Genomic DNA, 17,665 nt, shown 5'->3' with positions numbered 1-17,665 from the left:
CACGGTGCGGAAAATGTCGTCCGCCTCCTTCGTGAGGCTCTCGTCGCCGCACAGCACGCGGGCGCGGGTCAACGCCATATGCTCCCAGGTCCAGGCCTCCTCGGCCTGGTACTTGGCAAAGGACGTGATGCGGGTCGCCACCGGCCCCTTGTTGCCGGACGGGCGAAGCCGCATGTCGACCTCGTAGAGCACGCCCTCCGCCGTCGGCGCTGAGAGTGCTGCAATCAGCCGCTGGGTGATGCGGGTAAAGTATTTCATGTTGTCGAGAGGCTTCGCACCATCCGACTCGAAGGCATCGCTGTCATGGTCGTAGAGCAGGATCAGGTCGATGTCGGAGCCGGCCGTCAGCTCGAAGCTGCCGAGCTTACCCATACCGACCAGCGCCACGCGCCCGCCGGGGAATTTGCCATGCGCCGCCTCCACCTCGTCCAGCACCGCCTTGAGGGCGGCGGCAACGATGAGGTCGGCGACATGGGTTAACGCGCGGCCGGCCTGCTTGCCGGAGATTGCGCCCGTCAGCAGGCGGATGCCGATGAGGAAGCGCTGCTCGGCAGCGATGATGCGCAGGCGGTCGAGGATTTCCTCGTAGTGCCGCGCGCCGGAGACGAAGCCTTCGATGCGTTCGGCAAGATAGGCGCGCGTCGGCAGTTCGGCGAGCAGGCCGGGATCCAACATGCCGTCGAAGACATGAGGTTTGGCGGCGATCACCTCGGCAAGACGCGGCGCCGAGGACATGATGTTGACGATGAGGGAGAGCAGCGCGGGGTTGTTGCCGAGCAGCGAGAAGAGCTGGATGCCCGCCGGCAGGCCGGAGATGAAACTGTCGAAACGCAACAGCGCCTCGTCCGCCCGCTTGCTCTCGCCAAAAACGCGCAGCAACTGCGGTGTCAGCTCCGTCAGGCGTTCGCGCGCCTCGACGGATTGCGTGGCGCGATAGCGGCCGTAATGCCAGGTGCGGATGGTGCGGGAAATGTCCGCCGGTCGCTCGAAGCCCAGACGCTTCAACGTGTCCAGCGTGTCGGGATCGTCCTTCTGGCCTGTAAAGACGAGATTGCCGGTTTCGGAGGACAGTTTCGCCTCCTGCTCGAACAGCGCCGCATAACGCCGCTCGACGGTCTTCAGCACCTCGACGAGTTTTGCCGAGAAGCTGGCCGTGTCCTCGAAACCCATCATGAAGGCGATGCGCTTCAACTCCGCCTCGGTGTCCGGCAGGAGATGGGTCTGCTCGTCGCTCACCATCTGGATGCGGTGCTCGACATCGCGCAGGAACCAGTAGGCCTCCGTCAATTCCTCCGCCGTCGCCGGGTCGATCCAGTTCGCTTTCGCGAGTTCCCCGAGCATCGGCTCGGTGGCACGCAGGCGCAGCGCCGGCACACGGCCGCCGGCGATCAGCTGCTGGGTCTGCACGAAGAACTCGATCTCGCGAATGCCGCCGCGACCGAGCTTGACGTTGTGTCCCTTCACCGCGATCTCGCCATGGCCCTTGTGCACATGGATCTGCCGCTTGATGGAGTGGATGTCGGCGATCGCCGCATAGTCGAGATATTTGCGGAAGACGAACGGCGTCAGCCCCTTGAGGAAAGCTTCGCCCGCCTTGATGTCACCGGCCACGGGTTTTGCCTTGATGAAGGCCGCACGCTCCCAGTTCTGCCCGCGGCTCTCGTAGTAGAGCATGGCGGAATCGAAGGAGATGGCGAGTGGCGTCGCGCCGGGATCGGGCCTGAGGCGCAGGTCCGTGCGGAAGACGTAACCGTCGGCCGTGCGTTCCTGCATGATGCGGATGAGGCGGCGCACGAGGCGGGAGAAAGTTTCGACGGCCTCGCTCGCATCGACGGCGACCTCGGCCATCGGATCGTAGAAGACGACGAGATCGATATCGGAGGAATAGTTGAGTTCCGCAGCACCAAGCTTGCCCATGCCGAGCACGATCAGGCCGGATTTTTCGCTCGGCCGCGTGGGATCCGGCAATTTCAGCTTGCCGCTCTGATGAGCAGAAAGAAGAAGATGATCGATGGCAGCGGAGGTCGCCGCCTCGGCCAGCGCCGTGAGAAGAGCGGTGGTGCGGCGCGCGTCGAAAATACGGGCGAGATCGGCAAGCGCCGTGAGGAAGGCGACCTCGCGCTTGGCGACGCGCAGCCGGGTCATCAGCACGCCTTCGGTCACCTCACCGTCCGAAGCCTCCCAAGCCGTGCGGGCGCGGGCAATGGCGCCGTCGATTGCCGGGACGATCGGCTCCTCCAGCGCACGGACCAACAAACGCGGATCGATGCGGGCGGTATCGCGCAGATAGGGCGAGAGCGTGAAGGCGGCGACGATGAAATCCTTGAGCGGACCGTCCTCGCCAAGAAGCTTTGCGATGGCGGCGTAGTCCTTCGCCCAATCCTTGAGATCGGACAGCACCGACTTGACTTCGGTCTGGCTGAGCGGCCGGATGGGGGAAGCCGAAAGATCGGAAAACCGCGTCGTATCCGTCACGCTCATGATATCTCCTCGTCTTATCGAACGAGATGTATCAGTCCGGACGGATGGGGAAAACCATCCTGACGGTCAGCCCCCGATTGTTTTCCCGCTCGGAATGGGTGGCATCGAGTTCCAGCCGACCGTGATGCATCTCCATGACCGCGCCGACGAGCGACAGGCCGAGGCCCGTGCCGGGTTTCGAGCGGCTGGCATCGAGACGGACGAAGCGCTTCACCACATCGTCGCGTTTGTCATCGGGCACGCCGGGGCCGTTGTCGGCGACGGCAAGCACAACATCACCGTCGCGGCGCGAAAGCGAAACGCGGATTTCCGGTTCACCCTCGCCGCCTTCCGCATATTTGATCGCGTTGTCGATGAGATTGCCGAGCGCCTGGCCGACGAGTTCCCGGTTGCCCTTGATTTCGATAGCCTCGGCGATGTCGGTGACGAGACGCAACCCGCTGTCCTCGGCGACGGGCTCATAGAGTTCCGCACTATCGCGGGCGATCCCGCTGATATCGATCGCGCTCATCTCCGCCGGCGCCTGCCCCGCCTCCACGCGGGAAATCATGAGGAGCGCGTTGAAGGTGCGGATCAGCTGGTCGGACTCGCCGATCACCTCCTCCAGCGCCGTGCGGTAATCGGCCTTTTCGTCGCCAGAAAGCGCCGCCTCCGCCTTGTTGCGCAGGCGGGTCAGCGGTGTCTTGAGATCGTGTGCGATGTTGTCGGAAACCTGCTTCAGGCCCTCGTTGAGCTTTTCGATGCGGCCGAGCATGGTGTTGAGCGACTCGGAGAGGCGATCGAACTCGTCGCCGGAGCCGCTGGTCGGCAGGCGTTGCGAGAGATCACCGGCCATGATGCGCTGGCTGGCGCCGGACATGCGGTCCATGCGCTTCAGCGCGTTGCGGCCGATGAGATACCAGATGGCGAGTGCGCCGATGCCCATGACGCCGAGCGCCACCATCAGCGCCTGACGCACCAGCTTGCGGAAATTCTCGGGCTCGCCGAGATCGCGGCCGACAAGCACGCGCAACCCGTTGGACAGCACCACGACCTGTGCATAGGCCATGGGCCGCTTGCTGCCGCGCGCCTCCTCCTGATAGCGCTGATAGAGGAACGGCGTCTCGGTCCAGCCTTCGGTGTCGAGAACGCCGGGTTGCAGCGAGGCGACGTTGCCGGCCAGCACCTCGCCCGTCGGGCTTGCGATGATGTAGAGATTGGCGCCGGGCTGGCGGGCGCGCCGCTCCAGCGTGCGCAACAGGCCGTTCATGCCGCTCTTTTCGAAAATGGCTTCGATCTGTTGCGCTTCCTGCGCCACGGCATCACGCATCTGCTGGCGCAGAAGGCCTTCCGACATGGTGGAGACATAGAAGACGAGAAACGCCGCGCAGATGGCAAACAGCAGGAGATAGACGGCGGAAAGGCGCACCGCCGTGGTGCGGTAGAGAACGGTCAGGCGGCCGAGCAGTCCATGCAGTCCATTCATGGGGGTCAGCCCGCCGCCTCGTCCTTCATCATATATCCGGCACCGCGCACCGTGCGCAGCAGCGGTTGGTCGAAATCCTTCTCGATCTTCGAGCGCAGCCGCGAGACATGGACGTCGATGACATTGGTCTGGGGGTCAAAATGATAGTCCCAGACGTTTTCGAGCAGCATGGTGCGCGTCACCACCTGGCCGGCATTCTTCATCAGATATTCGAGCAGGCGGAACTCGCGTGGCTGGAGCAGGATTTCCTTGCCGGCGCGCTTGACCGTGTGCGACAGCCGGTCAAGCTCGAGATCGCCGACACGATAGACCATGTCCTGTTCCGGCGTGCCCTTGCGGCGGCCGAGAACCTCGACGCGTGCAAGCAATTCGCTGAATGCGTAAGGTTTTGGGAGATAATCGTCACCGCCGGCACGCAGACCCGTTACGCGGTCGTCGACCTGACCGAGTGCGGAGAGGATCAGCACAGGCGTGTGGATGTTGCGGCGGCGCAGTTCCGAGATCAGCGACAGGCCGTCGCGGCGCGGCAGCATGCGGTCGATGACCAGCACGTCATAGCTGTTTTCGGTCGCCAGAAAGAGGCCACTCTCGCCATCGCTTGCATGGTCGAGCACGATGCCCGCCTCGCGAAAGGCCTTCGAGAGATAGGCGGCCGCCTCCAGATCGTCTTCTACAATCAATATCTTCATCGCACGGACCTTACAGCATGTTCGCCACGCCTTGGCTAGAAGCCGAGGCCTTGGATACGGCAACGCCGCGAAATCTTGCGATTCCGCGGCGCCATTGAAGAGGGCTATGGAGCCGGTCAGCCCTGGTCGATCGGCAGCGCCAGGAAGCGGCTGCCATCCTTGGTCTCGACCTGGAACAGCGCCTTGGAGCGGCCGTCCTTGCGGGCGCCGTCGAGAACCTTCACGACGTCGGCGGCAGACTTGACCACCTGGTTGTTGACCGAGGTGATGCGGTCGCCTTCCTTGAGGCCTCGGTCGCTGGCATCCGAGTCCGGATCGACGGAGGAAACCGTCAGCCCGTCATCGCCAGGAGTGACCGAGATACCGAGATCGGCCAAAGCCTGTTCGCTCGGTGCGGCTTCCGGCTCGGCCTCGTCGGTGCTCGTCGCGGCCTGGATCTGCTCGCCGGCCAGCGTACCGATCTCGACCGGGACGTTCTGCGACTTGCCGTCACGCCAGATCGAAATCTCGACCTTCTTGCCGGGCGCGATCTGCGCGACGCGGCGGGCAAGGTCACGCGGGTCCTTGATCGGATCGCCATCGAGCGCGGTGATCACGTCGCCCTTCTTGATGCCGGCCTTGGCACCGGGCGAGTCGGCCTGCGGCTCGACAACCAGCGCACCGGCGGCATCCGCAAGGCCAAGCGAGTCGGCGATGTCACGGCTGACCGGCTGGATCTGCACGCCAAGCCAGCCACGGTCGACCTTGCCGTCCTTCATCAGGTTGGCGACGACGCCCTTGGCGACGGACGCCGGGATGGCGAAGGCGATGCCGACATTACCGCCCGAGGGCGAGAAGATCGCGGTGTTGATGCCGACGACCTGGCCGGAGAGGTTGAAGGTCGGGCCGCCCGAATTGCCGCGGTTCACGGCGGCGTCCACCTGCAGATAGTCGTCATAGGGGCCGGAGCCGATATCGCGGCCACGCGCCGAGATGATGCCGGCCGTTACGGTGCCGCCAAGACCGAAGGGGTTGCCGACGGCCACGACCCAGTCGCCGACGCGGATCTGGCTGTCGTCAGCGAAGTCCACATAGGTGAATTTGCGCTTGTCCTTTTCCTCGACCTTGAGGACAGCGAGGTCTGTGCGGCTGTCCTTGCCGACCAACTTGGCGTCAAGCTCCGTGCCGTCGTTCATGACAACAGTGAAGGCCGAACCGTCGCTTACGACATGGTTGTTGGTGACGATATAGCCGTCTTCCGAGATGAAGAAGCCGGAGCCCTGTGCGGTCGGGCGCAGATGCGGCTTGCGGCCGGGGCCGCGGCGGTCATCGCCGCGATCGCCGAACTGACGGCCGGGACCACGGTCGCCATGCATGTCGTCCTGGCCGCCGAATTCGCGGAAGAAACGCTTCAGCGGGTGGTCGTCGGGCAGTTCGTCAAAGCCGCGGCCACCGAAATTGAACGAGAAGTTGCTCTCGTCATTGGCCGGCTTGATATCGGACTGGACGCGGACGGAAACGACGGCGGGGGAAACGGCCGAAACGACATCGGCAAAGCTCGCGACCTTCGGGCCTTCGACGGAAACGGCTTCCGCAAAACTCTGGCTGACAGTGGCGGGAATGCCGGTCGCAAGCATCACGGCCGCAAGCCCGGCGACGGTTGTCGTCTTCAGGACGGTCTTGAGGCCCGGACGGAATGCTGAAATCTTGGACATTCTTTGCACCTTTTCTCTCATTTCGTGGCCGCATTCGGCGGCTGATGAGAGAAGAGATAGGACGGTGCACATTACGGCACACTATCCGTCGCATGAATTTTTGGTAATGTTGGAAAAATCCGGGAGCAAACGCGCTATTCGCCTTTGAGGGCACGCTCCAGCTCAGCCTTTTCCGTCTCGGACAGCGGCGTACCCGTCGGCTTCCCGCCGCGCTTGCGGACGAAGAGGATCATCGCCGTCGCACCGGCTAGGAAGAGCACGATCGGCGCGCCCCAGAGCAGCAGCGTCTCGCCGCGCAGGCGCGGGTTCAGCAGCACGAATTCGCCGTAGCGGGAGACGACATAGTCGATCACCGCCTGGTCGCTGTCACCGTTTTTCAGGCGCTCGCGCACGAGAAGACGGAGATCGCGGGCAAGCTCGGCGTTGGAATCGTCGATCGACTGGTTCTGGCAAACCATGCAGCGCAGCTGCGACGACAATGTTCGCGCCCGCGCTTCCAGTGCAGGGTCGGCGAGTACCTCGTCCGGATTGACGGCGAAGGCCGGAAACGCCGTGAGCAGAAAGGCTAAAGCGAGCAGCAGGCGGCGCATCACTCGGCCGCCTCCAGCACGGGCTTCACCTTGCGCGCCTTCTGCGGGGCGCCGACGCGCAGGCGGCGGTCTGAGAGCGATACGGCACCGCCCGCCATCATGATCAACGCGCCGATCCAGATGCACAGGATCATCGGCTTCCACCAGACGCGCACGACGATGCCGCCATCGGCCATCGCATCGCCGAGCGAGACATAAAGCTGGCTGAGACCAAAGGTGCGGATGCCCGCTTCCGTCGTCGGCATACGGCGCGCCGTGTAGAGGCGCTTGGAGGACCAGATGTCCGTGACCGTCACGCCGCCCTGCGCCACCGTGAAGTGGCCGGATTCCTCCGAATAGTTCGGCCCCTGCCCGCGGCGCATACCGTCGAAGGTCAGCGTATAGCCGCCGGCCTCCACCTGCATGCCGGGCTTCATCTCCACAACATGCTCCGTCTCGAAAGCCGTCACAGCGATCACGCCGATCACCGTCACGCCGACACCGATATGGGCAAGCGCCGTGCCAAAGGCCGAGCCCGGGAGACCGATGAATCGGCGAAAGGCGACATTGCCCTTCACTTTGCCGATACCAGCGCGCATCCAGAGATCGGTGACCGAGCCGGCAATCATGTAGAAGCCGAGCGCGATGCCGAAATAGGCCAGAACCGGCCCGCCGCCATGCGCATAGACGACGCCAGCCGCAACGACGAGGCCGGCCGCGACGGCCGCAAACAGCCGTTGTCCGGCCGCGAAGACATCACCGCGTTTCCAGGCGAGCAGCGGCCCGAAGGGAACAGCCAGCAGGAGCGGCAGCATCAAAAGCCCGAAGGTCAGGTTGAAGAAGGGCGGGCCGACGGAAATCTTCTCGCCCGTCAGCGCTTCCAGCACCAGCGGATAGAGCGTGCCGGTCAGCACCGTCGCCGCCGCCGTCGTCAGGATCAGGTTGTTGAGGACGAGTGCCCCCTCACGCGAAATTGGCGCAAAGAGCCCGCCAGCCTTCAGCGTCGCGGCCCGGAAGGCGAAGAGCGACAGCGCACCGCCGATGAAGAAGACGAGGATGGCAAGGATGAAGACGCCGCGCGTCGGGTCCGTCGCGAAGGCATGAACCGAGGTCAGCACGCCGGAGCGCACGAGGAAGGTGCCGAGCAGCGACATGGAGAAGGTGAGGATGGCGAGCAGCACGGTCCAGATCTTCAGCGCCTCGCGCTTTTCCATGACGAGCGCGGAGTGCAGCAGCGCCGTGCCGGCAAGCCACGGAATGAAGGAGGCATTTTCCACCGGATCCCAGAACCACCAGCCGCCCCAGCCGAGTTCGTAATAGGCCCAGTAGGAGCCCATGGCGATGCCGGCGGTGAGAAAGCTCCAAGCGGCCAGCGTCCACGGCCGCACCCAGCGCGCCCAGGCCGCATCGATGCGTCCCTCGATCAGCGCAGCGATGGCGAAGGAGAAACAGACGGAGAAACCGACATAACCGAGATAGAGCAGCGGCGGGTGGATCGCGAGGCCGACATCCTGCAGCACCGGGTTGAGGTCCCGCCCCTCGGCCGGTGCCGGCGAAAGGCGGATGAACGGATTAGAGGTCAGCAGGATGAACAGCGCAAAGGCGGTCGAAATCAGCCCCTGAATGGCGAGAACATTGGCGCGCAGCCGCTCCGGCAGGTTGGATCCGAAGGTTGAGACCAGCGCGCTGAAGAAGACGAGAATGAGGAGCCAGAGCATCATCGAGCCCTCATGGTTCCCCCAGACGCCGGAGATCTTGTAGATCATCGGCTTCAGCGAATGCGAATTCTCCCAGACATTGGCGACCGAGAAGTCGGAAACGACATAGGCGAAGGTCAGCACCGAGAAGGAGAAAAGCACCAGCAGAAAACCGGCAAGGGCTGCGGCGGGAGCCACGGCCATCAACGAGCGGTCGTTGCGGATCGTGCCGACCAGCGGCAGCACGGCCTGGATGATGACGGTCGCGAGCGCCAGAACCAGGGCATAGTGTCCAAGCTCGATGATCATTTGATCGTTTCCTTGCCGGAGAGTTCCACACCCTGCGCCTTCAGGCGATCCGCCACGTCCTTGGGCATATAGGTCTCGTCATGCTTGGCCAGCACCGTATCAGCGACGAACAGACCGTCCATGCCGAAAGCGCCTTCCGCTACCACGCCCTGCCCTTCGCGGAACAGGTCGGGCAGAATGCCGGTATAGGTCACCGGCACCGTCGAGAGCGTATCGGTGACGGTGAAAGTCACCGTCGAGCCTTCGCCGCGCTTCACCGTGCCGGCCTCCACCAGCCCGCCGAGGCGGATGCGGGTGCCCGGCGCGAGGTTCGCCTTGGCGAGATCGCCCGGCACGTAGAAGTAGGCGATGGACTGGCTGAAGGCGAACATGACGAGCAGCACCGCCGCCACGAGGAAGGCGACGCCGCCGCCGATGACTGCCAGACGTTTCTGCTTGCGCGTCATTGTGTGTTGCCCTCAACCGCAATCGACAGCTCCCGCGCCAGCGTCAGAAGCTGTTTGCCGTTCTCGCTGTCCGCCGGGAAGCTCTTCAGCGCCGTCTGTAACGCCGCCTCGGCCTTCGGCCTTTGATCCAGCACAACATAGGAACGGATGATGCGCATCCATCCTTCGAAATTATCCGGATTTTCCTGCAGTTTCGCCGCAAGGTTCTCCACCATGCCGGCGATCATCTGCTGGCGGTCACCCGTCGACATGTCCTGAGCCGCGGCCACATCGTCCGCCGTCGGATTGCCGAGTGCCGGGATCGTGCCGCCCTCGCCCAGCGCCGCGATATGCTTGTTGACCAGCGGCAGCCAGGCGGCATCGGCAGGGGAATCCTTGGCGAGCGCTTCGAAGGCCGCCCGCGCTTCCGGCTTCTTGCCTTCCTGCTCCAGGGCAAGCGCGAGGTAGTAGCGGGTGCGCGGATTGTCCGGCTTCAGCTTCAACGAAGCCTCAAGCTGCTTGCGCGCATCCGCCGTCACCACACCATCGGCAAGCGCGATCAGTGCCTCGGCATAACCATCCAGCCGCTCGGGGCTCTCCCCGAGCAGACGGATCGCCTGCGCGTAGGCATTCGCCGAATCTTCCATCCGGCTGCTGCGGTAATAGATCGGCGCCAGCAGGTCCCAGCCCGCGCCGTCATTGGGATTGCGCGCCAGATGGTTTTCCGCCCGTGCGATCAGGATGTTGATGTCGTTGCCCGGATTGGCAAGGCGTTCCGCAAGCGGCTGTGCCGGAAGATCCGGCCGGCCGGTCGCCAAGTAGAGACAGAGCCCGATGGCCGGAAGCACCACGATGACGAAGGCCTGCGCGAGACGATTGCGCCCGCTCGCACGTGTCTTTTCACCGGCTTCGGCCTTGCTGGCGGCGATCAGCCGGCGTGCGACTTCCGCGCGGGCAAGCTCGGCTTCGCCGGCACCGATGAGGCCGGTCGCCTCGTCGCGCTTCAGCTCTTCGAGCTGGTCACGATAGACCTCAACGTCATGGCCGGCATCGTTCGCGGCCGCCGGAGGGCGCCGCAGCAGGGGAAGAAGCAGGACAGCGGCCACGGCTGCCGTCAGGATGGCGACGAGAATCCAGAAAAGCATGACCGTTCAATTACTGGAACGCCGCGGCGTTTCCAATTCCCCTGGGAACAATGACGCAAAATTGAGGCGTTTCGCCGCAAGCTCAAGCAGTCGGGCGAAAACCGCCCGTTCCGTCAGGACAGCGGCTCCCAGGCCCCTTGGGCGTTCCGGCAGGCCGCGCCGCGTGTCGCGGTGTCGCGGCCATTGACGGTCAGCGTGTGGCTGTATTGCCGGCAGTTCTGCGACCCGACCTGATAGGGCGCCGCCGCCACCACCGATCCGGTCACGCCCTGCCCCTGCCAGACGACCGGCTGGCCGCCGGGCGCCGCTTCCAACGCACGGTATTCGGCTTCGAGCGCGCGCTGCATGTCGGCTTTGGAAAGCTGTGTCGCGGTGTTGCGGCTCACGAGGCCGCCCTGAAGCGCGGTGATATAGACGCCAGGGCCTGCCGCCACCGTGGTAGCACCGGCCGAAGCCTTGCCGCCTGACGTGGTCGTGCATCCCGAGGCCGTCACTGCTGCCAGAAGGAGGGGGAAAAAGGCGCCGCGCAAACCCGTCTTCATCCGCTCGACCGTCTCTCTTCCTGCAAGGCCGGCAGACCACCGGCAATTCGTTCGTCCCGCGATCCTCATCATCGCGAATATGTCTCTTGTTGCATTGTCCGCCGCCTCAGGCAACATCCTTTGTGACGGCCGGCAGCACGAGGCGCGCCAGAAGCCCGCCGCCGGCCCCGCGCGAAAGCCCGAACGTGCCCTGATATTCCGATGCGATCTCGCTGACGATCGAAAGGCCAAGCCCCGTGCCCGGCTTGCTCTCGTCGAGCCGCTTGCCGCGCTTCATCGCCTCGCGGATCTGGTCCGGCTCAAGGCCCGGCCCGTCGTCCTCCACCTCGATGACGACCCAGTTCTTGCGCCCCTCGTCATTGCCGCGCAGATCGGCCGGCGCCACGAAGACGCGCAGCGTCACCACCGTGCGGGCATAGCGCGCCGCATTTTCCAGAAGGTTGCCCACGGTTTCCTCGACGTCCTGCTGCTCCATGGCGAGCACCAGCCCCGGCGGATCCACCGTCAGCGGAAACTGCGTTTCGGCATTCAGCCTGCGCATCACGCGCACCAGCCGCTCAAGAACCGGCTGCGCCTCCGTGCGCGCCAGCACGGATTCACGCTGGGCGGCGATGCGCGCGCGATTGAGATAGGATTGCACTTGGCTCTGCATCGCCTCGGCCTGCGTCTTCACGAGATCGCCCTGCGGCGCCGAAATCAGCCGCGATTCGTTGAGCAGCACGGCGATCGGCGTCTTCAGCGAATGGGCAAGATTGCCCACCTGCATGCGCGCCCGCTCGACGATGCGCCGGTTGCTGTCGATCAGAGCATTCACTTCGCTCGCCAAAGGCAGGATTTCCCTCGGGAAATCGCCGTCGAGCTGCTCGCTCTCTCCCGCCCGGATCTTTTCCAGCGCCTTGCGCGCCCGGTCGAGCGGCCGGAGACCGATGAGGATCGCCGCCGCATTGAGCATAAGACTGCCCACACCGAAGCCGGCGAGCGCGAGATAGAGGCTGCCCGAGAAATCGTCGATGTCATTCTCCAGCACGTCGCGATTGCCGACCACGCGAAAACGCGCCGTGCGTCCCTCGTCGTCCAGCACCACTTCCGTCTCGCCCACCTCCACATCGTTCCCGAAGGAATCGATGGTGGTGTAGAAGCGCTCATAGCGCGTATCGAAGGGAATGCTGTCCGTATCGGGGATCGGAATGCTGCCCGTGCCGAGCGACGCCGAGGTCAGCATCTCGCTTGCTAGCGCCCCGCCGATCGGTTCGACGATCCAGTACCAGCCCGATTGCGGCTGGAAGAACCGGAGATCGCCGAGCTGTGGCGTGCCGGAAAGCCGCGTCGCCTCGTCCGTCGAGACGGAATTGATGACATTGTAGAGCTGGGCACGCAGCAGATCGCGAAAACTCTTTTCCGCGCTTTGGCGATAGAGTGTCGAAATGACGACGGCGATGACGATGAGCGCCAGCGCCGCCCACAAAGAGGCGAGGAAAAGAACGCGGAAGGTGAGCGAGCGGGAGCGCCTGGCGTTATTTGCCATTGGCCGGCGCTTGCATCCGGTAGCCGAGACCGCGCACGGTCTCGATCAGGTCGACGCCGATCTTCTTGCGTAGGCGTCCGACGAAGACCTCGATCGTGTTGGAATCGCGGTCGAAATCCTGGTCGTACATGTGCTCGACCAGCTCGGTGCGCGACACCACCTCGCCCATGTGATGCATGAGATAGGAGAGCAGCCGGTATTCATGCGAGGTGAGTTTCAGCGCCTCGCCATTGACCGTCGCCTTGGAGCCCTTGGTGTCGAGCCGGACGGGACCGCAGACGATGTCGGCGCTGGCATGGCCCGCCGCGCGGCGGATCAGCGCGCGGATACGCGCGAGCACTTCCTCGACATGGAACGGTTTGGCGACATAGTCGTCGGCGCCGGCATCGATACCGGCGACCTTGTCGCTCCAGCGGTCACGGGCGGTGAGCAATAGGACCGGCATGCCCTTGCCGTCGGCGCGCCATTTTTCGAGAACGGTGATGCCGTCCATTTCCGGCAGGCCGATATCGAGGATGATGGCGTCATAGGGCTCGGTATCGCCGAGATAGTGCCCCTCTTCGCCGTCGAAGGCCTGATCCACCACATAGCCAGCGTCCTTCAGGGCTTCGCTGAGCTGCCGGCTCAGGTTGACGTCGTCCTCGACCACCAGGATGCGCATTCGGCCTCTTTCTACGTTCTGCTTTTCCATCGCCGGGCCGAATGCCCGGCGGTTTTACATCGGGACGCGCACCGTCACCTTGCGCGGCCGGGCATTGCCCTTGCCTGGCACCAGCACGGTCACCACGCAGGTGTCTCCCTTCGGCTGCGCCGAGAGAAGCTCGCCGCCCGTCTCGGACACCACCTGCGCCGCGGCGGCGCTGCAGTCGCCCGCAACCTGCACGACATCGCTCCCGGTGCCCGTCAGAACGGGACCCGGCAGGGTCAGGCTGGCCGCAAGGGCGGTGATGAGAAGTGGCGAGGCCATGAACATACTTTCAGGTGCGGATCACTATGTTGCAAGCAATAACCGATCCTCGCTGAATGGCAAATGAATGGGGAGCGGAACTTCGGGCGGCATTCAGCGCACCGGACGGCGCGCCGAAATCCGGCCGTAGACGGCGATAAGGCCCCCGATCACGCCCGCCGCGGAGACCAGAAGATCGGCCAATTCTCCCTCGTCACCCGCCGTTATCTCGATGCCGGCGGCATTGGCAAGCGAAGCGGCAATGGCGATCAAGGCGCCCCAGACGGTGCGCGATGTGTACCAAGGTTTCGTCTCGTCGTTCATCGCTGTTCCTTTCGGTCAGAGGGTAAGATTGGCTTCCGCCGGCACGCCGAGCGGGATTGCCCGGCCAAGCTGGCGCACCCGAATGCGAATCGCCGTCTGCGCCGCGCCGAAATCGGCAAGCTCGCTTGCCGCCGCATAGGTAAAATCCGGACTTGTCGTCTCGACGCGCCGCACCACCGCAGCGCCCGAGAGGATTTCCAGCCGATACGCCTCCGACGGCTCATCGAGCGGGATATCGGCGGAGAGCCAGGTATCCGCGTCGACGCGCCCGCGCCGCACCCAGGAGAAACGCACCACGCCATCGGCCCCGCGCCGGCCGCGAAGATGCACCGGCGCAAGCGGCGTCAGCGCACGCTCACCGCCTGAAAAGACAAAGGGACCGGCCTGCCCGCCCGCCGCCCCCACCGCGTCGACCAACCAGTTGGAAACGCGTCCCACCTCATCGACATCGACCCCGAGCGGCAGCACAGCCTCGTCGAGCACCACCGCCAGTGCCCCGGAAAGGTGCCCCGACGCCATCGCATCCTCGGTCCCGAACAGACCACGCAGCAGCGTGGTGAGCCGCCAGCGCCCCGGCGCGATTTCGCTCGCACCGGCAAAGCCGATGATCTCCCAGCCGCCATTCTGCGCCTGCACCGCCAGCCGGTTCGCCCCGTTCAGCATCGTTACGGGATCGACGGCGGAAAGCCCGCCCGAGGCCAGATCGAGCACGATCTCCCGCTCGGGATCGAACCGCCCGAGCACGCCCGCCGGGAGCGCTGCCGCAAGCCACCCCAAACGCGCCGGCCGCTCCAGCCGCGCCCTTGCGCGAAACCCCTCACTGCCATCGGAACTCGACACGACCATCGCCCGCCACGGCTTCGCATAGGCCGCGACCCGTGCGAAATCCTCCGCCTCCCCGGCCCCATAAATCGGCAGATCGAGAAACACCACTTCGGGCGCAAAAGCATCCGCCGGCCCCGCCCCGCCCGTCGGAGAGCGTCCGCCTTCAGCCGGCGCGAAGGCCGGGCTGTCTCCCGCCGCAATCCCCCGCGCCTCGACTTCGCGCACCAGCCCGTCCGTCACACCGGTCACAAGGAAACGCCCCTCCGGCCCATCCGCAAGGCGCACGACATCGCCCGGCGTCACGCCGAGCGATGTCGGCGGAAGGCGGAAGGTGACGCGGCGCTGACCCGCCCGCTGTTCGCGCAGGACCGCCTCGACGGCCGAGGCCGCCGCGCCGGCATGCAGCACGGCCGGCAGCGCAAGCCGCAACACCCGGTCGCTGCCGTCGGCCATGCGGCGCGAACGCGCCGTCACGCGCCCATAAGCCGCCGCCGCTTCGAAATGATCGAGGATCGCCTCGCCGGAGAAATCACCGGCATGCCCCCGGCTTTCCTCGAAGGCTGCCTCGTCCGGCCGCTCGGCCAGAACGTCGATCTCGACCGGCGGCAATGCCGACTTCTGCCGCGACCGGAAGATGAGCTTGCCATCCGCCTCCAGCGCATCGACCTGAAACGCCTCCATCAGCGGCTCCAGCAACGCCCGCGCCGAAGACTGCTCGGCCTGCACGAAACCCGGCAGGTCACCCGCGACACCCGAGACATCGAACGCCGAAAACCCGTGATCTGACAGGATTGCCGCGATCACATCGGCGAGCGTGCCCGCACCGAGCCGGCCGTTCAGCCAATGCCCGCGCTGCCAGTTGCCACCGTCGGACCACAGCGCCGTCTGCTCCGGAAAGGCCGGATAGGGCCGCGCATCCCAGGTCCAGAGGAAGACATGGCCGGGATCGACCATGCCCGCCCCCGGTCCGCTGCCCTGCCACCAGCCATGATGCGCATCGAGAAACCGCCGCTGCACCGCATCGCTGCGCGCCCCGCCGGAGAAGTACGGCAAGGCGTTTTCAGCGCTTTTCGGATCGACGAAGACATTCGGCTGGTTCGGCCCCTTGTCGACCGCAGGACACCCCAGTTCGGTGAACCAGACCGGCTTCGACCGCGGCACCCAGTCGGTATGCCCCGCAAGTTCGCTCCCGTCAGGCCCACGCTCCCGATGAAAATTCGTCCACCAGCTCTCGATGTCCTTGTAGCGGAACACCCACGGCTTGCCCGCCGCGCCGTCGGTGATCGGCGAACGCACCCGCCCCCGCCGCGCGGCATCGCCGGCATAATACCAGTCGAACCCCTCGCCCGCCGCGATCTGCCCCCGCATCGCCGCCATGTCCTCGCCATGCCGGAACCTGTCCGGATTGCCCGAGAGCACATCGCCATCCTGCCAGTCGGAGAGTGGCATATAGTTGTCGATACCGACGGCATCGATCGCCGCCGACGCCCAGAGCGGATCGAGGTGATAGAGCACCTCGCCGCTTGCCCCCGGCTGGAACCCGAAATACTCGCTCCAGTCCGCCGCATAGGTGATCTTGGTCGCCGGCCGCAGCACCGAGCGCACATCCGCCGCGAGATCGCACAGCGCCGAAACGAACGGAAACCCACCCGTCCCGTCGCGTAGCCAGGTCAGCCCGCGCATCTCCGAGCCGATCAGGAACCCGTCCACGCCGCCCGCCGCCTCCACCAGATGCGCATAGTGCAGGATCAGCCGGCGAAACCCTTCATCGCTCGCCGGTCCGGTAACCGCCTCGCCCGAAACCGAAAAATCGCCCGCCTCTGCACTCCCCACAAAGGCCGCGACCTGACTGCCCGCCGCCACCGTTCCGTTGGCCGATTGCGGATGGCAGGTGATACGCCCCCGCCAGGGATAGGGCGCCTGCGCCGCGCCGCCATAGGGGTCGGGCAGGCTGTTGTCCGCCGGCACATCCATCAGAACGAAGGGATAGAGATAGACCGCGATCCCCCTCGCCTTCAGGTCCTTGATGGCCGCCACCACGCTGGCATCCGAGGGTGTGCCGCCATAGGCCGGCCCGCCGCCGCTCTGGCTCACGACATGTGCCGCGCCGCGCCCGATGCCGCAGACCCGCCACGGCCGGCTTTCATCCGTGCGGGCCGAAACCTCGACACCCGGCACGATGCGGCAATGCCCCGCCCGCAGATCCGTGCCGAACCAGGCGACGACCAGCCCGACCCGCTCCAGGTTCGGGCAGAGCGCCAGCAATTCGTCGATGGAAGCCTCCCAGTCGGTGGCCGCGACGAGCGTGTTGCGGTTGATGTTGCGCCCCTTGCCCTTGCCGAGCTTCTCCGTCACCAGCCGCGGATCGTAACCATGCTCGCTGGAGCCCGGAATGATCGTCACCGCCCGGACCTTCTCCTCCAGCGATCCGACCGGCTTAAGAACTTCGAATTGCAGCACGGGAATACGGTTGCCGAACGTATCGAGCGGCAGCCGCTCGAAGACGACATAAGCCAGCCCGCGATAGGCCGGCGTATCGCCCGCCCCCTGCTTCGCCTCGATCAGCGGATCGGGCGCCTGCGACGCGGTGCCCCGATGCAGCCGCATCGCGACCCCGGTCAGATCAAGCTCGCGCCCATCCGCCCACACACGCCGGATGCCGGCAATCGGCCCCTCACAGACCCCCACCGCGACATTCGCGAAATACCGAAACGTCTCGACGCGCGGCCCGCTCGCCTTGCCACCCGCGCGCTCGACGGACACTTCCTCCTCGAACCGCGTCGCCCAGATCAACGTGCCGCCGAGCCGCGCCGTGCCATAGACGCGGCTCATCGCCGTACCCTCGTCCGCGCCTGGAATGCGCCCGTCGCCGAGCCTTGCACCGGAAATCTTGCTTGCGCCGTTCAGCAGCGAGCGATCGACCACCGAGCCGGCAAGCGCGCCCGCCGCACGCCCGAGAATGGCGCCGAACGGCCCGAACACGCTGCCGAGCGCCGCGCCAGCGGCCTGGAAAAGAAGTGTCGCCATGG

At 65.3% G+C, this 17,665-nt stretch carries 14 protein-coding genes; all 14 read right to left on the bottom strand.

Going from position 1 to position 17,665, the window contains the following annotated elements:
- Nucleotides 1-2,481, bottom strand: a 2,481-nt coding sequence (locus ACOZK4_RS26020; protein WP_421594551.1) for a bifunctional [glutamine synthetase] adenylyltransferase/[glutamine synthetase]-adenylyl-L-tyrosine phosphorylase, incomplete at its 3' end; no start/stop codon positions are given.
- A gap of 31 nt (nucleotides 2,482-2,512) precedes the next feature.
- A complete protein-coding gene (locus tag ACOZK4_RS26015; RefSeq protein WP_421594550.1) occupies nucleotides 2,513-3,946 on the bottom strand; it encodes a sensor histidine kinase in 1,434 nt (477 codons plus the stop codon).
- Between the two features lie 5 nt (nucleotides 3,947-3,951).
- A complete protein-coding gene (locus ACOZK4_RS26010) occupies nucleotides 3,952-4,635 on the bottom strand; it encodes a response regulator transcription factor (protein ID WP_064329523.1) in 684 nt (227 codons plus the stop codon).
- A 116-nt stretch (nucleotides 4,636-4,751) separates the two neighbouring features.
- Nucleotides 4,752-6,329 carry a Do family serine endopeptidase gene (locus tag ACOZK4_RS26005; protein WP_313522790.1) on the bottom strand — a complete coding sequence of 526 codons (1,578 nt, stop codon included), beginning with the start codon at nucleotides 6,327-6,329 and terminating at the stop codon, nucleotides 4,752-4,754.
- Nucleotides 6,330-6,463: 134 nt separating this feature from the next.
- A complete protein-coding gene (locus tag ACOZK4_RS26000; RefSeq protein WP_421594549.1) occupies nucleotides 6,464-6,922 on the bottom strand; it encodes a cytochrome c-type biogenesis protein in 459 nt (152 codons plus the stop codon).
- Entirely contained in the window at nucleotides 6,919-8,904 is a 1,986-nt protein-coding gene (locus ACOZK4_RS25995; protein WP_421594548.1) for a heme lyase CcmF/NrfE family subunit, read from the bottom strand. Before ACOZK4_RS25995 ends, ACOZK4_RS26000 begins: the two co-directional genes overlap by 4 nt.
- Nucleotides 8,901-9,350, bottom strand: a complete 450-nt coding sequence (ccmE, locus tag ACOZK4_RS25990; protein WP_298100707.1) for a cytochrome c maturation protein CcmE — start codon at nucleotides 9,348-9,350, stop codon at nucleotides 8,901-8,903. The genes ACOZK4_RS25995 and ccmE overlap by 4 nt, the downstream gene beginning before the upstream one ends.
- Nucleotides 9,347-10,474 (bottom strand): c-type cytochrome biogenesis protein CcmI, encoded by a 1,128-nt coding sequence (gene ccmI, locus ACOZK4_RS25985; RefSeq protein ID WP_421594547.1) that lies wholly within the window; start codon nucleotides 10,472-10,474, stop codon nucleotides 9,347-9,349. Before ccmI ends, ccmE begins: the two co-directional genes overlap by 4 nt.
- Before the next feature lie 113 nt (nucleotides 10,475-10,587).
- Nucleotides 10,588-11,016 (bottom strand): hypothetical protein, encoded by a 429-nt coding sequence (locus tag ACOZK4_RS25980; RefSeq protein ID WP_313522796.1) that lies wholly within the window; start codon nucleotides 11,014-11,016, stop codon nucleotides 10,588-10,590.
- Nucleotides 11,017-11,122: 106 nt separating this feature from the next.
- On the bottom strand, nucleotides 11,123-12,541 hold the full coding sequence (locus ACOZK4_RS25975) for an ATP-binding protein (protein ID WP_421594546.1): 1,419 nt from the start codon (nucleotides 12,539-12,541) through the stop codon (nucleotides 11,123-11,125).
- A complete protein-coding gene (locus tag ACOZK4_RS25970; protein WP_298100715.1) occupies nucleotides 12,531-13,202 on the bottom strand; it encodes a response regulator transcription factor in 672 nt (223 codons plus the stop codon). Before ACOZK4_RS25970 ends, ACOZK4_RS25975 begins: the two co-directional genes overlap by 11 nt.
- A 54-nt stretch (nucleotides 13,203-13,256) precedes the next feature.
- Nucleotides 13,257-13,508, bottom strand: a complete 252-nt coding sequence (locus ACOZK4_RS25965) for a hypothetical protein (protein WP_298100716.1) — start codon at nucleotides 13,506-13,508, stop codon at nucleotides 13,257-13,259.
- Between the two features lie 93 nt (nucleotides 13,509-13,601).
- Nucleotides 13,602-13,811 carry a hypothetical protein gene (locus ACOZK4_RS25960; RefSeq protein ID WP_421594545.1) on the bottom strand — a complete coding sequence of 70 codons (210 nt, stop codon included), beginning with the start codon at nucleotides 13,809-13,811 and terminating at the stop codon, nucleotides 13,602-13,604.
- A gap of 15 nt (nucleotides 13,812-13,826) precedes the next feature.
- Nucleotides 13,827-17,663, bottom strand: coding sequence for a baseplate multidomain protein megatron (locus ACOZK4_RS25955; protein ID WP_421594544.1), 3,837 nt, complete (start codon nucleotides 17,661-17,663; stop codon nucleotides 13,827-13,829).
- Nucleotides 17,664-17,665 lie beyond the last annotated feature (2 nt).

The sequence above is a fragment of the Shinella sp. M27 genome, assembly GCF_049199905.1.
GTDB lineage: Bacteria > Pseudomonadota > Alphaproteobacteria > Rhizobiales > Rhizobiaceae > Shinella.
Note: the sequence above shows the minus strand (reverse complement) of the source record. Positions and strands in the feature narration are given on the sequence as shown.

Bases quoted from the DNA above. Each gene is read 5' to 3' on its own strand.
- ACOZK4_RS26015 (WP_421594550.1), bottom strand. From the start codon at position 3,946: ATGAATGGACTGCATGGACTGCTCGGCCGCCTGACCGTTCTCTACCGC.
- ACOZK4_RS26010 (WP_064329523.1), bottom strand. From the start codon at position 4,635: ATGAAGATATTGATTGTAGAAGACGATCTGGAGGCGGCCGCCTATCTC.
- ACOZK4_RS26005 (WP_313522790.1), bottom strand. From the start codon at position 6,329: ATGTCCAAGATTTCAGCATTCCGTCCGGGCCTCAAGACCGTCCTGAAG.
- ACOZK4_RS25995 (WP_421594548.1), bottom strand. From the start codon at position 8,904: ATGATCATCGAGCTTGGACACTATGCCCTGGTTCTGGCGCTCGCGACC.
- ccmE (WP_298100707.1), bottom strand. From the start codon at position 9,350: ATGACGCGCAAGCAGAAACGTCTGGCAGTCATCGGCGGCGGCGTCGCC.
- ccmI (WP_421594547.1), bottom strand. From the start codon at position 10,474: ATGCTTTTCTGGATTCTCGTCGCCATCCTGACGGCAGCCGTGGCCGCT.
- ACOZK4_RS25980 (WP_313522796.1), bottom strand. From the start codon at position 11,016: ATGAAGACGGGTTTGCGCGGCGCCTTTTTCCCCCTCCTTCTGGCAGCA.
- ACOZK4_RS25975 (WP_421594546.1), bottom strand. From the start codon at position 12,541: ATGGCAAATAACGCCAGGCGCTCCCGCTCGCTCACCTTCCGCGTTCTT.
- ACOZK4_RS25970 (WP_298100715.1), bottom strand. From the start codon at position 13,202: ATGCGCATCCTGGTGGTCGAGGACGACGTCAACCTGAGCCGGCAGCTC.
- ACOZK4_RS25965 (WP_298100716.1), bottom strand. From the start codon at position 13,508: ATGGCCTCGCCACTTCTCATCACCGCCCTTGCGGCCAGCCTGACCCTG.
- ACOZK4_RS25960 (WP_421594545.1), bottom strand. From the start codon at position 13,811: ATGAACGACGAGACGAAACCTTGGTACACATCGCGCACCGTCTGGGGC.
- ACOZK4_RS25955 (WP_421594544.1), bottom strand. From the start codon at position 17,663: ATGGCGACACTTCTTTTCCAGGCCGCTGGCGCGGCGCTCGGCAGCGTG.